General features: G+C 51.2%; 12 protein-coding genes. 10 read left to right on the top strand and 2 right to left on the bottom strand.

The window, feature by feature from the left end:
* The first annotated feature begins 134 nt into the window (after positions 1–134).
* On the top strand, positions 135–4,658 hold the full coding sequence (locus H1S01_RS08160; protein ID WP_188039599.1) for a S8 family serine peptidase: 4,524 nt from the start codon (positions 135–137) through the stop codon (positions 4,656–4,658).
* Between the two features lie 122 nt (positions 4,659–4,780).
* On the opposite strand, the gene H1S01_RS08155 is transcribed toward H1S01_RS08160, so the two are convergent.
* Positions 4,781–6,751 (bottom strand): O-antigen ligase family protein, encoded by a 1,971-nt coding sequence (locus H1S01_RS08155; RefSeq protein WP_188039598.1) that lies wholly within the window; start codon positions 6,749–6,751, stop codon positions 4,781–4,783.
* Positions 6,752–6,868: 117 nt separating this feature from the next.
* On the opposite strand from H1S01_RS08155, the gene H1S01_RS22295 reads away from it, so the two are divergent.
* The gene (locus H1S01_RS22295; RefSeq protein WP_188039597.1) at positions 6,869–8,110 is read left to right on the top strand and encodes a glycosyltransferase; all 1,242 of its coding nucleotides are present in this window, start codon (positions 6,869–6,871) and stop codon (positions 8,108–8,110) included.
* A gap of 119 nt (positions 8,111–8,229) precedes the next feature.
* Here the strand turns inward: H1S01_RS22295 and H1S01_RS08145 are convergent, their stop codons facing one another.
* Positions 8,230–8,724 carry a DUF4330 family protein gene (locus H1S01_RS08145; RefSeq protein ID WP_188039596.1) on the bottom strand — a complete coding sequence of 165 codons (495 nt, stop codon included), beginning with the start codon at positions 8,722–8,724 and terminating at the stop codon, positions 8,230–8,232.
* A gap of 124 nt (positions 8,725–8,848) precedes the next feature.
* Here H1S01_RS08145 and fabZ point away from each other — a divergent pair, with 124 nt between their 5' ends.
* The 8 genes from fabZ (at position 8,849) to H1S01_RS22285 (ending at position 17,198) form a co-directional block, all read left to right on the top strand.
* The gene (fabZ, locus tag H1S01_RS08140; RefSeq protein WP_188039595.1) at positions 8,849–9,289 is read left to right on the top strand and encodes a 3-hydroxyacyl-ACP dehydratase FabZ; all 441 of its coding nucleotides are present in this window, start codon (positions 8,849–8,851) and stop codon (positions 9,287–9,289) included.
* Between the two features lie 125 nt (positions 9,290–9,414).
* Complete coding sequence (locus H1S01_RS08135) at positions 9,415–10,503, top strand: MraY family glycosyltransferase (RefSeq protein WP_188039692.1); 1,089 nt, start codon at positions 9,415–9,417, stop codon at positions 10,501–10,503.
* A 94-nt stretch (positions 10,504–10,597) separates the two neighbouring features.
* A complete protein-coding gene (locus H1S01_RS22290; RefSeq protein WP_188039594.1) occupies positions 10,598–11,470 on the top strand; it encodes an SH3 domain-containing protein in 873 nt (290 codons plus the stop codon).
* A 68-nt stretch (positions 11,471–11,538) separates the two neighbouring features.
* On the top strand, positions 11,539–12,468 hold the full coding sequence (locus H1S01_RS08125; protein ID WP_188039593.1) for an NAD-dependent epimerase/dehydratase family protein: 930 nt from the start codon (positions 11,539–11,541) through the stop codon (positions 12,466–12,468).
* Between the two features lie 551 nt (positions 12,469–13,019).
* Complete coding sequence (locus H1S01_RS08120; protein WP_155477012.1) at positions 13,020–13,202, top strand: hypothetical protein; 183 nt, start codon at positions 13,020–13,022, stop codon at positions 13,200–13,202.
* Complete coding sequence (locus tag H1S01_RS08115; RefSeq protein WP_188039592.1) at positions 13,192–14,658, top strand: phosphoglucomutase/phosphomannomutase family protein; 1,467 nt, start codon at positions 13,192–13,194, stop codon at positions 14,656–14,658. Before H1S01_RS08120 ends, H1S01_RS08115 begins: the two co-directional genes overlap by 11 nt.
* 365 nt (positions 14,659–15,023) lie before the next feature.
* Positions 15,024–15,581: a coiled-coil domain-containing protein gene (locus H1S01_RS08110; RefSeq protein ID WP_188039591.1), complete on the top strand. Its 558-nt coding sequence runs from the start codon at positions 15,024–15,026 to the stop codon at positions 15,579–15,581.
* Between the two features lie 444 nt (positions 15,582–16,025).
* Positions 16,026–17,198: a histidine kinase gene (locus H1S01_RS22285; RefSeq protein WP_188039590.1), complete on the top strand. Its 1,173-nt coding sequence runs from the start codon at positions 16,026–16,028 to the stop codon at positions 17,196–17,198.
* Position 17,199 lies beyond the last annotated feature (1 nt).

Below are 17,199 nucleotides of genomic sequence, written 5' to 3'. Positions count from 1 at the left end.
TTACAGTTATTTACATATCGTGGTTTTTCTAAGCAAATGAATTCGCCCAAGTAAACTTTTGGGGGGATGCTTAATTCATATTGTCTCAAAGAAAACCCTTTTTACTAAGTAAATTTATTGGAGGGGGGAAGCAAATGAACAGGTATGTCCATCGAATCACATCAATTGCACTGAGCACCACACTTCTTTTTTCCATGATTACACCAGGCTTTGCATCGACATCGAATACATCAACAGCCATTAAAACAACCGTAGTTCAACCTCAGGTGCCGAACAAGACCAGCTTTAAAGATAAGCTGAAAGCAATGCTGGATCAACTTCATGCGCAGGAAAAGAATAGACCCACGGCAAATGCCAAAAGCCTGGCCTCTGCGAACAAGACATCTACGAACGTCACTGGAACCAGCGACAAGCCGAGAAAAAGTGCTCGTCCGGTTGAACAGACCGCCAAGCGCTTAGGCATTCCTTTACAAAAGTCGGATAAAACGAAGGCTGTTGCGGCAAAAGCCACGTTTGGAAAGATCTCTACTGCTTCTGCAGCTGCCTATGCTCCTGATGAATTAATCGTCAAATATAAACCTGGTGTAGATCAAAATAAGATACGTAAAGTTTATTCTTTAAAATCGACCAAAAAGTTTAATTCCATCGGATCTGAGTTGGTGAAGTTACCCAAAGGAACGTCTGTCTCCACGATGATGCAGAAAATGAAGAAGGATCCCACCATTCTCTCCGTACAGCCGAACTACAAATATCGGCTGACCGATATACCGAATGATGCCTATTTTTCAGAGCTCTGGGGCCTTAACAACACGGGACAGCCGATCTTGGGCAATTTAGGTGCCCCCGATGTCGACATCAACGCACCTGAAGCCTGGAATATCACTAAAGGGAGTCCGAGTGTTGTCGCTGCCGTTATCGATACGGGCATTGACTTCAGCCATCCCGATTTGCAACAAGCGGCCTGGGTAAACCCGGGTGAGATTCCAGGGGACGGTATAGACAACGATCAAAACGGTTATGTGGATGATGTGAACGGTTGGGACTTCTACTACAATGACAATACTTTATTTCATCCGAATGATGGTGGATACTCCGATTCCGATTATCATGGGACCCACGTAGCTGGAACCATTGCTGCCGCTTCGAACAATGAGATTGGTGTGGCAGGCATCGCTCCCAACGTAAAAATTATGTCACTGAAGTTTATCGGCCCCGATGGGTTTGGCTCTACATCGAACGCGATCAGCGCTATCGAATATGCGAAGCAAATGGGAGCCACTTTGGCCAACAACAGTTGGGGAGGCGGCGGTTACGACCCTGCATTGAAAGAAGCGATTGATAGCTTCGGTAAGCTTTTCGTATGCGCTGCCGGAAACGACGGTAAAAACACCGACCTTTCTCCTACATATCCTGCCTGTTATGACAGCAGCAACATCATCTCTGTCGCCGCGCTTACAAACTGGGGATGGCTTGCCGGATTTTCCAATTACGGTGTAAATACAGTAGACGTGGCGGCCCCGGGCCACTTAATCAAGAGCACTCTTCCCGGTAACAGCTATGACTATTATAGTGGTACCTCCATGGCGACACCTCATGTGACGGGTACGGCAGCCTTATTATACAGTCAAAATCCAGGGCTATCGGCGACCGATGTAATTAATAGGTTGAAGAATACGGGAACGCCTCTTGGCAGCCTGCAAGGTTATGTCGGCAGCGGTCGGATGATTAACGCTTATAACGCACTCACAAACTCAGGCCCAATCAGCGATAATGATATTCCTGGAGTCCCCTTTAAAGATGCTTTTGTTGAAGAAAATCTGACAGAACAAAGTGACACCGATGACGTATATTCCGTCTATCTCGAACAAGGGCAGCCTTTTTCAATTAACTTAAGCGGTCAATCAGGTACAGACTTCGACCTGTATCTCTATTCGCCCTACGCAACGACAGTCAATAACAGTGAAGGCATGCTGGCCTTCTCTGAGAACGTAGCTTCCTCCGAGGAATCAATCAAGTATACGGCCCCCGAGTCAGGTGTTTACTATATTGATGTTTACACCTATAAAGGAACCGGTTCTTACTATTTGTATACCGGAAATGGTCCAGGCGTATATGAGGACACGAGTAGTCAGCTTCAATATAGCGGACCTTGGGCGAATCTGTCCGGAGCCTATTCCAACGGCACAGCCAAACAAATTAACGCACGTGGAAGTGTAGAGCTAACCTTTGTAGGCAGCCGTTTTGAATGGATTGGAATGAAGAATTCGAACCAGGGTATTGCCAACGTCTACCTGGATGGCAAATTGGTGGGTTCCCCTTCGCTATACAGTTCAACAACAGCTACTCAACAGAAAGTTTTCCAATATGCGACCCGTCCAGGAAAGCACAATGTAAAAATCGAATGGACCGGTAAGTGCGATCCGTCGGGACGGAAGAGTGGTACCAACATCAACATTGACGCACTTGTCGCCTCGTGGGATAACGTTCCACCTTCGGCACCGACGATGGAAACGGTCTTTTATGAGCCCTTTATGCATGCTGCGGGAGTCTATTGGACGGCAAGTAACATCGAAGACCTGCAGGGATTCCATGTATATCGGAGATTGAAAGGTGAGACGAACTTCGCCAAACTTACGACGGTACCTGTGGTGGATACGTACTTCTACGACGCTAAAGCCGTTCCCGGAAACGTGTACGAGTACGCCGTATCCGCAGTAGATTACAGTAAAAATGAATCGGATAAGTCTAAGCCCTTCGAATTTGCCTGCGATGATAACATTCCTGGATTCCCCATGAAAACCAGTTCAGTGACCGGTTATTTGGACGACGTAAATTTTAACTCGACAGACTTTTCCGATGTCTGGAGCATCGATTTAGACGCCAATAAAACCTACAGCTTCGGCCTCAAAGGTGCAGACGGTACTGATTTTGACCTCGCCCTATTCGGTCCTGATGCAAAAGACGTATTCAATGACAATATCCTTCGTTCGGGAGGCACCTTTGGATCGGAAGAATACTTCTCTTACCCGGTCAACCAATCTGGAAAGTACTATATTTGGGTTGTCGGATTTTCTGGTTCCGGCAATTATACGCTGACGGTAAACTCCAAACCGACGGTTTATGATGACGATATTCCCGGAGTACCCCTGCAAAATAATAAGGCTAGCGATATGGTAGATAAGCTTGATGCGGATGATGTCTACGCGATATCCCTTAGTGCTGGAGATACGATTAATGCCCAGATGTCAACTTGCACGAAAAACCCAGATCATACGATGGGCCTCTATCTGTTCCCACCGCAATCAACGACCGTAAACCCTGAACTCCCAGGTTATATCCCGAACGTGGCCGGTGCTTATGGTGATTATGATACGCAAAGTATTAGCTTCTCCTATACGGTCCCCACAACCGGTGTTTACTATCTCGATGTAAACGGTTCTTACAGCTTTGGGGGAACTCCCTATGATCTGGCTGTGGATATCCTGGATAATCTACCCCCGGTCATTTCCACAGTATCCCCCGCAAACGGAGCAACCGTTGGAGGTCAGCTAACGATTAGCGGAACGGCGAACGATAATAAGGTTGTTAGTTCCGTGAAGGTCGCTTGCTCGTTTAATACGCAAAGCGGAACAGTAACCAAGAACATCGAGATTCCGAACGCAAACACGACAAACACGTTTAATTTCTCGACGATTGTCAATCTGAAAAATGAGGGTGCAGTCGATGGCTCCGTCACCACCGTTGATCTTTATGCCGTTGACGCAAAAGGGAATACATCACAACATGTCACCCGAACGTATACCTATAAGGCGCCAACGATTAAAAGGGTTGAAGAATCGGCAGCAACTATCAGCGGTACATGGACTGCAGTGACCGGCACTAGTTACAGCGGAAGTTCAGCAAAATACGCTACAACTACCGGTGCATATGCTCAGTACACATTCACGGGAACGGGTATTCGCTGGATCGGGTATAAGAACAATACTATGGGCTATGCTGATGTCTACATCGACGGTACGAAAGTAGCTTCTAACGTCGATTTGTATTCTTCAACTGCAGCCTATCAACAGACCTTATATGAGAATCTAAGTTTACCAAACACTTCACATACGATAAAAATCGTAAGAAATGGAACGAAAAACGCATCTTCGACTAACTCCTATATTAATCTAGATGCTTTTGACGTAATTACCGATCTCTCAGTTGCCCAAAAAACAAATCTTAAACAACAGAAAATCGAACAGCTTACAAACCTTGAAACGGTTCAAACTCCCGAAACACCTACCGATAAGACCAAAATTGAGCAAGGCAACCAACAAGAGGCTTCACAACAAAACAATCAAAATAATACTCAAACGCCTGTGACCCCAAGCTCTAGCACACAAGAACAATCCTCTAATCCACAAACATCGAGCTCTAACACACAAGCTCCGTCCTCAAATCCACAAACACCAAACTCCAACACACAAACTCCTGCCGCAGATCCACAAACGCCAAGCTCTGACGTAGAAGCCCCAGCCACAAATCCACAAACGTTAAATCCCGATGCACAAGCTCCCACCCCTGAGCCACAAACGCCAAGCTCTGATACACAGACGCCATCGTCTAACTCGCAAACAGCAAGTTCTGATATACAATCGACTACGGTAAATCCGTAAACGCTTAAGTTCTGAAACATGAGGTTACATTACCAATAGAAACAGCCCAAGGTCTTCCTATAGTTGAGACCTTGGGCTGTTTCGTATATAAGGAGAAACAGGTATATAAAGTTCTGCTCTGATTAACTGATTGGCTGTTGCCTTCGTAAAGCCCACACAAGCGCCACACATATCCAGAAAGATACCACCATCAGCGGCACTTCAAAGACATTCTCCACCGCATTATGCAGCGCGACCCCAACGAGTCCGCAGGCGACCCCGGTGGCCAGGGCACGGTAGTTTCGAGGAGTATGCAGAGCGGATCCGATGGCTGTTCGGATAGCCGCGATCATCAGGGTGATAAAGGCGATGAGACCGACCGTGCCCGTTTCGGCTGCTGTTTTCATATAGTAGTTGTCCGTATAGAGCGTGCGGTGAGGTAATTCATCTTTATGCCGTTCCGCCGCGGCGCCGCCGAAGCGGCCAAAACCGGCGCCGGTAACGGGATGAGCTTTCCACTGGTCTAAAGCGAGGTCCCACCGCTCGAGCCGGCCGTCGGTGGCCGATTTTTTGAAGTACTCTGGGCTCAGTAAGTAACTAATCCGGTCCGAAACGGAAGGCGAAGCGATGGGAAGCAGGATACCGCCAATAATCATGAGCGCAATCAGTCTCCGGTCCTGTAGGAGACTAAAGAGTATGATCGCGATGGCGAGTCCCAGCCAGGCGCCGCGGGAGAAGCTAAAGATCATCCCGAGGCCCATGATACCGGCGCAAGCCAGATAGAAGAGACGTTGCCAGGCCGTTCCCCGGTAGGCCAAGCTTAAGGCAATGGGCGTGGTGAGTACGAGAAAGCTTCCTAAAATGTTGGGGCTGCCGACGATGGAAAAGGCCCGGGTTTTGATATCTTCGGCCTGGTCGACCCAACCGGCCGGCATAGGGGCACCTGTGACATACTGGTAAACGCCGTAAGCGGCAATCGCCGTACCAATCAGGGTAAAGAAGATGAGCAAGAGGCTCGCCTGTTTCGGCGATCGAACCAGTTGGGCGGCCACGTAAAACCAGAGAATATGCTGGATGACAACCCGCAGGCCGTCTATCGGTATAGAGATGTTTGGATAGGAGTGATCGATCAAGAAGAGGAACAGCATGACTGAGATAAAGGTGGTCACCGTAAAACAGGAGGGATGGAGGCGCCAGCGGAAATCGCGGCGGGTCAACCAGTGTGCGGCGATGGCGGCTACCATCAATGCGAAGAGCATTTCGTCCCACCAGTTGGCTAATGAGGCTGTCTTTAAGCGAAGGAGCCAGTCGACTGCCGTATAGGCGGTGACGATCCATAAGGCACTCGAAGGCCGAAGAAGAATGAGTTGCAGGCCGAATAGGGCAACCGGGAGGGCGAGAACAAGGGGATTCCCTGTTTTTGTCCACAAAAAAGGTAAAAGGACTCCGAAACCAAAGAGTGCCGTGTACATGCCGATGGCCGAACCCCCCGTCAAAGCAGGGGCGATGATGTTTTCCCTATTCCGCGGGGCAATATCCTCCGGAATCAGAGATGTAACCGCTTTTCCGAGCCACGAATCATACCAGATTTCGGTCACGGTCGTTTCCGAACGGCGCCAGTTGAAGAGAGCGGACAGCACCAGTAGGGATAGGGCGACAATTTGGTTTGTCCCTTTGAACAAGCTGTAGGATAGGATGAACCCAGGCAAAAAGGCTAAACCGGCTTTGGCTAAGCCGCCTAACTGCCAACCTTCCGGAACAGCCATATGGGCGAGGATGTCACCGATGAAGCTGCCCTTTGCGATACGGTGAAGCCGGTCGATGAGGGTGAGCCGGAGCGACTGAACCGGGCCGGTGACTTTTCGCCATAGGCCGATCATCCACGAGGATCGAAGCTGCCTTTCGTGACGCACGAGGGGATCGGCGCCGAAAAATTGGCCGAAGGCGCTTTTGCCTGCCAGGGTAATCCCACGATCCATCACTTCGTAAAAGCGGCTGTACAACCAAAGGGGTTCCAAACGAAGGACGAGTTGATAAAGCCAAAGTCCGGCTCGAACGACCAGACTGTTGACAATTATTCGATTAAGGGTTTGAATGGTATTCAGGGGATTCACCTCCAGGGCTACCTTTTGCGAGCCCTTCTAAACGCGTACATTCCTTGCGAATATGACAAGGGGTAGACCATCGCGTATAATCTAACAATAGGGAATACACGTAAAGGATGGACGTACGTGGATATTGTCTGTATTGGCGCTGCTGAGTGGCATGGCATCTGGGCACGGGCGCAGCAGTTTATGGTTCGGCTCGCCCGGCAAGGGCACCGGATACTCTATGTCGATCCGCCCATCACCTACCTGGCGCCATTAAAAAATCCGGCCCTGTGGAAGACTCGTTGGCAAGAGGTCGACCAGTTGCAAGAAGTGGATGCCGGGAGAATCTGGCTATATCAGCCGCCCGTCTTTTTTCCCTTTCATGGAATGCGGCGCAGCATCAACCGGATGAACCAGCGGCGATTGGGTTCTTCCTTGCGGAAAGCGCTGAAACAACTTCGTTGGGACAAGCCTTTGCTCTGGACCTATCTTCCCGGATCTTGTGACCTTCTCTCAACAGGCTTCCCCTGGCAAGGAGTGGTCTACGATTGTGTCGATGACCACGCCGCATTTTCCGGGTTCATCGATCCGGCGGTGATGGTCGACATGGAGAACGAGCTGGCCCGCGAGGCAGATGCTGTATTCGCTTCGGCGATGACGCTTCGTGATAAGATGCGCCGCGTTCGGGAGGATGTGACGCTCGTTCCGAATGCAGCTGATGTGGAGCATTTCCGCCAGGCCTATGGACGATGCGAAACTGCAAATGGCGAACAATCCGTCGCTGGTATCCTTAGCGATGGCAAGCTCAGCACCGGGAAGCCCGATGCTGAAGCGACCGATATCTGCACACCTTCCGATCTCCCGTCCGGTTTTCGACATTTGATCGGCTTTGTCGGGGGGATCGGCGACTGGATCGACGTAAGCCTGCTCGCCCGTTTGGCTGCGGGTCAAAAAGAGAGCGCCCTAGTCTTAATCGGGCCGGTGGAGACCGATGTGCAAGCCTTAAAGAGTCTGCCCAATGTTTTTTTGCTGGGCCGAAAACCCTACGGCTCTCTTCCGGACTATATTCGACACTTTGAGGTTTGCCTGTCTCCCTTTCGCATCAATGAACTAACGCTCAGCGTCAATCCCGTGAAAGTCTACGAGTATCTGGCTGCCGGAAAACCGGTCGTATCGACGGCTTTGCCGGAAGTGACACCATTTGCGCCAGTGGTTTCCGTGGCAAAAGACGAAGAGTCTTTTATTGAAGCCGTTCGGAATGCCTTAGCCACTGATTCGCCGGAAAAGCGGGCCGAACGATTGGCTTTGGCAGAACACCATTCCTGGGACGCCCGGCTCGAACCGATGCTGCAGGAGATTCAACAAAAGCTGGGTGAGAAGTGACATGAAGAGGGACAAGGTTTTCGGAGTAAACGGTGAAATTGTAAACGTTGAGATAGTCACGGGGAAAGTTTCGGCGAAATAGTTAACGGCGAAATACTAAAGACAGTGGCTGTGAACACTTACTTTCCGTTCAGTACCGTAACGCCGCCGACGGTGCCCAGCAACTGAACCCGCTGCGTTTTATAGTAATACTCTTTTCCTGACTTGATTTCTTGGGCAGCCACTTTTAAGTCATCGGTAGCCGAGCGGGATATGCCGCGTACGGTTACATATACATCTTTGAGATAAGGATCATCGGTAAGGACCAGTTGGCCTTGGGCGTTCGGTTGGGATGAGCGGGTGGGGACGACGCGGATGGAGTCGACGTGAGCATCTTTCGGATCCACCAGTGCACCTGCCGCTAACAGGGGTTCGTTCGCATTCAAGTTTGCCGCCACTTCCGGCGCGACCCGTTTGAAGATGGCCTCAAACTGCACTTCTGTTTCTTTCGCTTGAACGATGGTCTTGGTTTTCGTCGCTAGTCCGGTGACTAGCAAGAGGACCGCCAGTAGAATGACAAGATCCAGCGGGTTGACGATACCGAAGAGTCGTCCTTTTTCGTCGACTAGTTTCACGGGATGAAAAGCCTCCTCGACTGTTGTAATTGGGATGGGTCCCTAAAAGATAGTTGTTTCGACATGAGGGGTCCCGTTCCTTTTTTTCAGGACACAATAAAAAGGGAAAGGAAGATTTATACCCATGAGGGAAAATGTGAATTTATCGGCCCAAGATATTCAGGGGATTCTACCCCATAGACCTCCTTTTTTACTCATCGATAAGGTGACGGAACTGGAAGTGGGAAAATCAGCCGTTGCGCTGAAAAATGTGACGATCAACGAGCCTTTTTTCCAAGGCCACTTCCCGGGCCATCCGGTGATGCCCGGCGTGCTGATCCTCGAAGCGATGGCCCAGACCGGGGCAGTTGCCCTCTTGAAGATGCCCGAGTATGAGGGGCGCATTGCCTTGTTCGCTGCGGTAGATGGAGTTCGCTTCCGCCGTCAAGTGGTGCCCGGGGATACGCTCCGTCTTGAGGTGGAGTTGACGGCCCTTCGCAAGAGCATCGGCAAAGGCGTCGGCAAGGCTTATGTGGACGCTCAGTTGGCTTGTGAAGCGGAACTGACCTTTGCGATCGCCAAGTAAAATTTCGTAATACATTTGTTAACATTGCTGCCGGGACGAAGGTCCCCGTTGTATTCACCTGAGACGTGGAGTAAAATAACAGTTGTATATGTCGATTTAGTTTGAAGGAGGCGACCTGGGTGTCGATGGCCCTGGCAGCCTGTGCTGCGTTTCTATTCGCCCTCGTACTAACCCCTCTGGTCCGCCGACTGGCCTTACGCCTTGGCATCGTCGATATGCCCTCCGGACGCAAGGTTCACCGGGAGCCCATGCCCTATCTGGGCGGTGTGGCGATCTATGGCGGTTTTGCTGCCGCTATCGCCGTCATGAGCTTTCAGGATTCCGACTTTTTACGTTCGGAAATCGTCGGGTTGTTGATTGGCGGATTCATCATTACTCTCGTCGGGGTGATCGACGATGCGCGAGATTTGTCGCCCAAGTGGAAGCTGGTCGGACAGATTTTGGCGGCAAGTGCGGTCATACCTTTTGGACTGTCTGTCGAGTTTGTGACCAACCCCTTTTTCGGGCCTTTGTTTGGACCGGATGTGGTCGACCTGGGTTGGCTGAAGGCGCCCATTACAGTCATCTGGATTATTGGCGTCACCAATGCGGTCAACCTGATTGACGGTCTGGACGGGCTTGCCGCGGGGATTGCCTCGATTGCCTCGGTGACGCTAGCTGTGGTCGCTTGGACGCAAGGGCAAATTTTAGTCGCTTATCTGGCACTGATTCTTGCAGCTTCTTCCGTAGGATTTCTGAAATATAATTTTCACCCCGCCCGCATATTTATGGGTGATGCCGGGGCTATGTTTTTAGGCTTTGCCTTGGCCTGCTTGTCCATTCTTGGCTTAGCGAAAGTGGCTACGGTTATTTCGGTATTTATCCCGATTTTGATCGTCGGCATTCCGATTCTCGATACCGGGTTCGCCATATTTCGCCGGTATCAGAAGGGACAACCTATTTTTCAGGCCGATAAGGATCACTTGCATCACCGGTTGTTGGCCTTAGGCTTTAGCCATCCCCAGACGGTGATGATCATCTACGGCATCAATACCGTCTTAGGGGTCACCGCGGTCGTGTTGACCAGTCTTTCCACCGCCCAGAGCGTCTTTATTCTCATCCTGATATCGAGTTTGATCATCGTCACGGCTGATCGGCTGGGCATCTTGGGGCGTTCGGCGAGCGCCTCGGAAGTGGCGGCGAGTCGTGTTCGCTTAGAGGCAGACGATGAATAGTATCTAGGGTCGGGTTGGAGGCGAATATAGGCCATTGGTATAAACGCCAGTGGCTTTTCCTGTTTTCGAAATACATATCCTAGGGGGAGTTCCAGTGAAACAGAAAGGATTACCAGCTACCGAACAGCCCGATTTGCAATGGAAAGAAGAATTGATGACGGTAGAATCGAAGGCCGAATCAGGCAGCTTTTCCGGCCTCACTGCAGAGGAGCGAAAGGTGCTCCTTGGAGTGTCAGAAGAATCTGACGCCACGCCGAGGCGGGGAAGAGGCTTTGTCCGCTTGTTTTCCGGTGGCGTGGCTCTTCTCGTCGCTGGTTTTATCATGGGGCAAGTGGTGTTGGCCGTCGCGGCCCCGGGTGGTTCCGACGATCCTTTGATCTCGAAGAGTTTTTTGGATAAAATCCTGCGCGATAACTCCGTAGAGGTACATAATCAAATTGTTGCCTTAAATCAACGGATTGAAACGCTGCAGAACGCGCTCGAGAAGTCCGGTACCCCAGTACAGCTGCCGCCGATGCCGTCGAACTATCAAAATACGCCTTGGACGGCGACCAGCGGCGGGGGCTATACGGGGCCCGTGCTGATTAATGGCCCCGTTGGGGGTTCAGCAGGAGATACTGGGGCGACGGCAAATCGGGGAACTTCCGGGGCCGTTGGTTTTACGGGAAATCCTGGCCTAAACGGCTCGACTGGAGCAGGCAGCGATGGTTCGGCAGCTGGGGCTGGCAATGCTTCTGCCGTAGTTCCCAGCGGAAAACCGCAGGGGACGATCAACTCGACGACGGGAGCCAATGTGCGCTACGGCCCGGGCATGGATTACACCGTCCTCTGCATCGCAGATCATGGAACCCTACTGACCATCCTGGAAACGAAGTCCGGATCGGATGGTTCCAATTGGTACCGGGTTACGTTGCCTGATGGGCGAGAAGGATTTATTCGCCAGGATTTAGTCACATTGAAAAAATAGTTAGGGCCGCCTAAGTCGGCTATAAACATCAGGGAACCATTTTCCGGATGGAAAGGCAGTGTGCATCGTTGAAAATATTGGTTACTGGCGGGGCTGGTTTTATTGGCTCCCACCTGGTCGATCGGTTGATCGACCGGGGCGATGATGTATTGATTGTGGACGATTTGTCTACGGGAAAAGCGGAAAATATTCATCCCCGGGCCCGTTTTCTGCAGATGGATGTGGCCCAGCCGGAGATTCGTGAGGTCGTTCGCCAGGAACGTCCCAATGGAATCGTTCATTTGGCGGCCCAAGTGGATATCCAAGTGTCTCTCCGCGATCCCATGCGCGATGCACAGGTGAATATTCTAGGGACCTTGAACTTATTGGAAGCTTGCCGGGAGAGTGCGGTGAACCGGATGATCGTCGCTTCGTCGGCAGCCGTCTACGGGGATCCCCTGCGGCTGCCCATCGATGAAGATCATCCCCTCGATCCGGCCAATTGTTACGGTGTCAGCAAGCATACGCCGGAACATTACTTACAAGTCTACCGCCGCCTTTTCGGAATCGCTGGCGTCGCGCTGCGTTTTGCCAATGTCTATGGTCCGCGCCAAGACGCAAACGGTGAGGGCGGGGTCGTCGCTATTTTTTGCGACCGCCTCTGTAAAGGGGAAGCACCGTCGATCTTCGGGAACGGCGAGCAGACCCGTGATTTTGTCTATGTAGGCGATGTGGCTGACGCGATCGTTACGGTGCTTGAGGCGGACGCCGACCGGATTTCGGAAAGCGTCTATAACGTAGGCACCAGTCGGCCGCTAACGGTAAACGATCTCTTTCGTACCCTTTGCGAGGCCACCGGCGCTGATCCGAACCCTCACTACCTGCCACCCCGTCCCGGCGATATTTTGCACAGCTATTTGGATAACCGCCGGTTGCATGAAGCCCTCAACTGGGTACCCAGAACTGAGCTCAGAGCGGGGTTGGAACAGACCGTCGCTTTCTGGAGAAACGACAAGTAGTTGAACAGAAGGAATGGGACCTAACGGACCTTAGCGGTTCTTAACATGCATAGCTTTTTTGACGTAGCCGCTGCCGAAGCGGCTTTTTTGTTCCCTTAAGGTGGATGAAGAAGGCTTGATGAGGAAATTAGGCCGGTGATCATGGAAAAGTCTTTTTTGGGAGACACTTTGAGGGAGTGAAAGGTAGCAGGAGAATCGACTTCACGTCTGGAAACATCATTTAGGAAACGCTATATATTGACAGGGTTGAAGACTGACGGAGAATGGGTTTTGGTGGTAAATTCCGGCGGCCAGTTGGCAGAGTTGCGACGGCTGGCCGGAAGATAGGACTTTCCTCGACAGAATGAGACAAAACAGGAGAGGGAATGGCACGACTCTTCGACGCTTTTCTGAGGACAACCCGATAAAAGGCATGCTATGCTAACACTCGCCAGGAGGCAGGGCGCTGGTTTGGGTGATATACACTAATGTGTAGACACCGATGCGGAATACGTCACCAGCTCGCCGCCGCCGCTGAGTAATTTGACAAACGATTGCGGAGGGACGCAGGCATGCAGTTGACTTACCTGTCCAAACAAGGAGAGCTGTCGATTCCCCAGGGTTTATGGGAAGCCTTTCCCCAAGGTGGCCTAGTCCGTTTTAACATAGATGCGGAAGGCCGGTTGGTCATCCGGCCCATCCCCCATTTGCAATGCGTTTCTTCAAATGAAAGGATGTCGATGAATGGCGATTAAGTTCGGTACCGATGGCTGGCGTGCCATCATGGCCGATGAGTTTACCTTTGGAAATGTGGAGATCGTGGCCCAGGCGATCGCTGATTTTGTCCAGGGAGCAGGAATTGCCGGCCGTGGTGTTGTCATTGGCTATGATATGCGCTTTTTATCGGATAAGTTTGCTGTCCGGGCGGCCGAAGTTTTGACGGCCAACGGGATTCCCGTGCTCATTCCGCCGGCGGCGTTGCCCACACCGGTGACGGCTTTTGCCATCACCCATCACCAGGCTGCCGGGGCGATCATGTTGACGGCGAGCCACAATCCGCCGGAATACAACGGGATAAAGTTTATTCCCGAATATGCAGGCCCTGCCCTGCCGGAGATTACTGATCGCATCGAATCGAGGGTCAAGGAGCTCGTCGCATCAACGCAGGGCTCTGAGGGGAACCATGACCAGGAACGCGCAGATTTCCCCCCGATGGTGAAAAAGCTGCGACTGGGCGAAGCCCGGAAACAAGGGTTGGTCCGGGATATCGATCCCATGGATGCCTATATGGCGCAATTGGCATTGGTCGTGGATATGAAAACGGTAGCTGCCTCGGGACTGAAAATTGTCGTCGATCCCATGTGGGGAGCCGGAATCGGCTACCTGGAGAAAGTGCTGGAACAGTGCGGCCTCGAATATCAGGTGATTCACAACTATCGCGATGCTCTCTTTGGCGGCAGTCTGCCGGAACCTTCCGACGCTGTTCTCAAAGAGCTAAAAGCGAGAGTGGTCGAATCGGGCGCTCATCTCGGGCTCGCATTAGACGGGGATGCCGACCGCTTTGGCGTCATTGATGCTGACGGCACCTTTATCAATGCCAACCAGGTATTGACGCTACTGTACCACCACTTGCTGACGCGTCGGGGATTGACGGGGCCTGTCGCCCGCACCGTAGCGACGACGCATATGCTTGACCGTATCGCCGCCAAGCAGGGCGCCACTGTTGAAGAGACCCCTGTCGGGTTTAAATACATCGGCCTTTCCCTGCGGGACCATGGAACACTGCTCGGCGGGGAAGAATCGGGCGGTTTATCGGTCCGAGGCCATATGCCGGAAAAAGACGGCGTCTTAGCCTGCATCCTGATGGCGGAAGTCCGGGCGGCCGCTGGGAAGCCTTTGACAGAAGTGCTTGCTGACATTAGTCGGGAATACGGTCAACTGGTCTCGCAACGACTTGATCTGCATACGGCGCCGGAAGAGAAAGGGGCCATTATGGCGGCTCTGCAAGCCTATTCACCGTCGAAGATCGCCGGGGTGGACGTGGTCAAACGGCTGACCATCGACGGAGTGAAGCTGCTGTTAGCTGACGGCGCCTACGCTCTGGTTCGCGCATCCGGTACGGAACCGCTCTTCCGACTCTATGTGGAAGCCAACAGCCAGGAGCAGTTGAAGGCGATTCAGAGTGAGGTTAAGGAAGCCTTGAAGCTGTAAAAATTGGCCGCGGAGAAAGGGAACTGTAGAAAAGCGAATCGAGCAAATATGAAATTAAATCATCTGGTGAAAAAGGAGTGTTGAACGTCACTGTTCGCACTCCTTTATTTTTAAAGAACCTCTTTATCCTGTCCTGTACCCGACGGGTCATGAGCCTTTACTATTTTAGAGCTATTTTGTTTTCCGGTACTATTTTGCGCAAATTGCAACTAAGCACTATTGTGGTTTTAGTAAAAACTTTCCATTATATTTTGGGCTTCGCTTGATTGTGTGTCAAACAAAGGGTACAATATGACCAGAACAAACGTTTGCTTTTCGAGAGTGTTACGATAAAACAAATGCCATTCGGAACGGAGGGGACATCGGTGAGCGAGCAAATGCTCCAGAAGATTTTAAACGAAATCATGCTGGTAAAGACAGACATGCGGGAAGTTAAAATACGGATCACCAGCATTGAGCAGCGAGTGACGGAAATTGAACATCGAGTTACTGGCATCGAGCAGCGAGTAAATGGTATTGAAGAACGGGTAACCGGAATAGAACAGCGGGTTGCTGGCATTGAAGAACGGGTTACTACTATTGAGACTCGGGTTACAGGAATCGAGCAACGGGTGGACGGGATTGAGAACCGGGTGGCCGGAATTGAAAAACAGGTCACTAGAATCGAACAGCGAGTAACCGGTCTCGAACAACATGTTGCTAATATTGATATGAGAGTTACCGGCCTTGAACAACAACAGGATGAAATCTACCATATCGTTAGAGCCATTGAAGGCAATTTCCAAGAATCCAGGGCCGAAGGAAAATCATCTATAGAGCGCTTGGACAAACTCGAGGGGGATGTAGCCCGTACAGTCCAATCGGTAAGCCGTCTGGCCGATATGCATTGTGAGGCTTTGGAATTAACAAGGGCTTATCTCTGATCACGATCCGCCATGAAGCGCAGATACAGGATCTGCGTCGCGGGAGCATCGCGAACCAGGCTGGATAAACAAGAGGTTTATGGAAAGATGATTTCCGAAAAAGTAAAAAGAACAGACCCGAATGATTAGGCGGGTATGTTTTGTATTTCAAGAGTATCGACGATTTCGTCGGTGCTTTTTTATGTTACGGCGAGGACAAGGACAGCAAAAAAATCAGCAGGAGAAAATAGAGAAACTGTCGAAGAGATCAAGTTGAGTCTTATTTTTTAGCGTAACAGAGCTAAATACTCAGTTTGAAAACGCAAATCCCATCCGGTGACACAAAATGAATGATGCAACATCTATGGCTGGATTGGACGGTTTTCTTTACGTAAGGCAGGTCCAATTCGGTAAAACGCTGTATACATGCCAAATGTACAAGTATTGAGATAAAGAGAAAATCAGGTGGATGGATGGGGAGTGGAAGGCGTGCTCGAAGCCGGGGCGTTAGATAAAGTTGTTCGACAAACGATCGATGCGATCGAAAATGCAAAGGAGCAAATTTTTACTATTGCCGAAGACGCCCGGACAGAATGTGCGCGGGTACAGAAAGATCTTCAAGAGATTCGTGAATCGACACAAAAAATTATCGATCAAGTAGATACGTTGACGCTCAAAGAGCGGCAGGCCCGTATTCGGCTGATGGAAGTGAGCCGAGGCCTGGAGCGCTTTTCCGAAGAGGATATCCGCACAGCCTATGAACAGGCTCGAGATATTCAAGTGAATCTGGCTGTCTTGCGAGAGCGGGAAAACCAACTGCGTTTGAAACGGGATGAATTGGAGCGCCGCTTGCGCCATCTGCAGGGGATGGTGGAACGAGCAGAACAGCTCATGAACCAAGTGGGCGTCGTTCTGGATTTTATCGGCGGCAACTTAAAAGACCTATCGATGAAGATGGAAGAGGCCCAGCTTCGCCAGCAGGCGGCTCTGCGTATTATTTTGGCCCAGGATCAGGAACGACTGCGCGTAGCCCGGGAAATTCACGATGGTCCAGCCCAGATGATGAGCAGTCTCGTTCAACAGGCAGAGCTTTGTGAGCGGCTCCTCGCCGCCGATCCCGAGGCGGTGCGCCGGGAATTGCAAGAGTTGAAAGTGGCTGTTCGCGCCACATTGAAAGACGTCCGCAAGATTATTTATGATCTGCGCCCGACGGCCCTTGATGCTCAAGGGTTAGAACCTGCCTTCAAGCGCTATGTGACCGACTTTGCTGAGCGAACAGGATTGCAGTTGGAATGCCGTTTTCTCGGCAAAGCCCGACGGCTCGATCGGCCTTATGAGGTGGCCATTTTCCGGATGGTCCAGGAAGTGCTGAGCAACGTACGTAAGCACGCCCAAGCTAAAAAGCTCCAGTTTTATTTTGAGATGGCTCCGGAAGCGGTCACGGTGATTGTCAGGGATGACGGAATTGGTTTCGATCCCGAGGCGATGATGGCTTATTCAGGCGAGCACTATGGCCTGGTAGGGATGAAGGAGCGGGGGGAACTGCTGGAGGGTATCGTGGAGATCCGCAGTCAAAAGGGCCGAGGTACGCAGGTATTGATCCGCATTCCGATTCAAGGCGGAAACGACAGGGAGTGAC

The organism is Heliobacterium chlorum, assembly GCF_014502795.1.
Classification (GTDB): domain Bacteria; phylum Bacillota; class Desulfitobacteriia; order Heliobacteriales; family Heliobacteriaceae; genus Heliobacterium; species Heliobacterium chlorum.
Note: the sequence above shows the minus strand (reverse complement) of the source record. Positions and strands in the feature narration are given on the sequence as shown.

Bases quoted from the DNA above. Each gene is read 5' to 3' on its own strand.
- H1S01_RS08120 (WP_155477012.1), top strand. From the start codon at position 13,020: ATGCAGTTGACTTACCTGTCCAAACAAGGAGAGCTGTCGATTCCCCAG.
- H1S01_RS08115 (WP_188039592.1), top strand. From the start codon at position 13,192: ATGGCGATTAAGTTCGGTACCGATGGCTGGCGTGCCATCATGGCCGAT.
- H1S01_RS08160 (WP_188039599.1), top strand. From the start codon at position 135: ATGAACAGGTATGTCCATCGAATCACATCAATTGCACTGAGCACCACA.
- H1S01_RS08135 (WP_188039692.1), top strand. From the start codon at position 9,415: ATGGCCCTGGCAGCCTGTGCTGCGTTTCTATTCGCCCTCGTACTAACC.
- fabZ (WP_188039595.1), top strand. From the start codon at position 8,849: ATGAGGGAAAATGTGAATTTATCGGCCCAAGATATTCAGGGGATTCTA.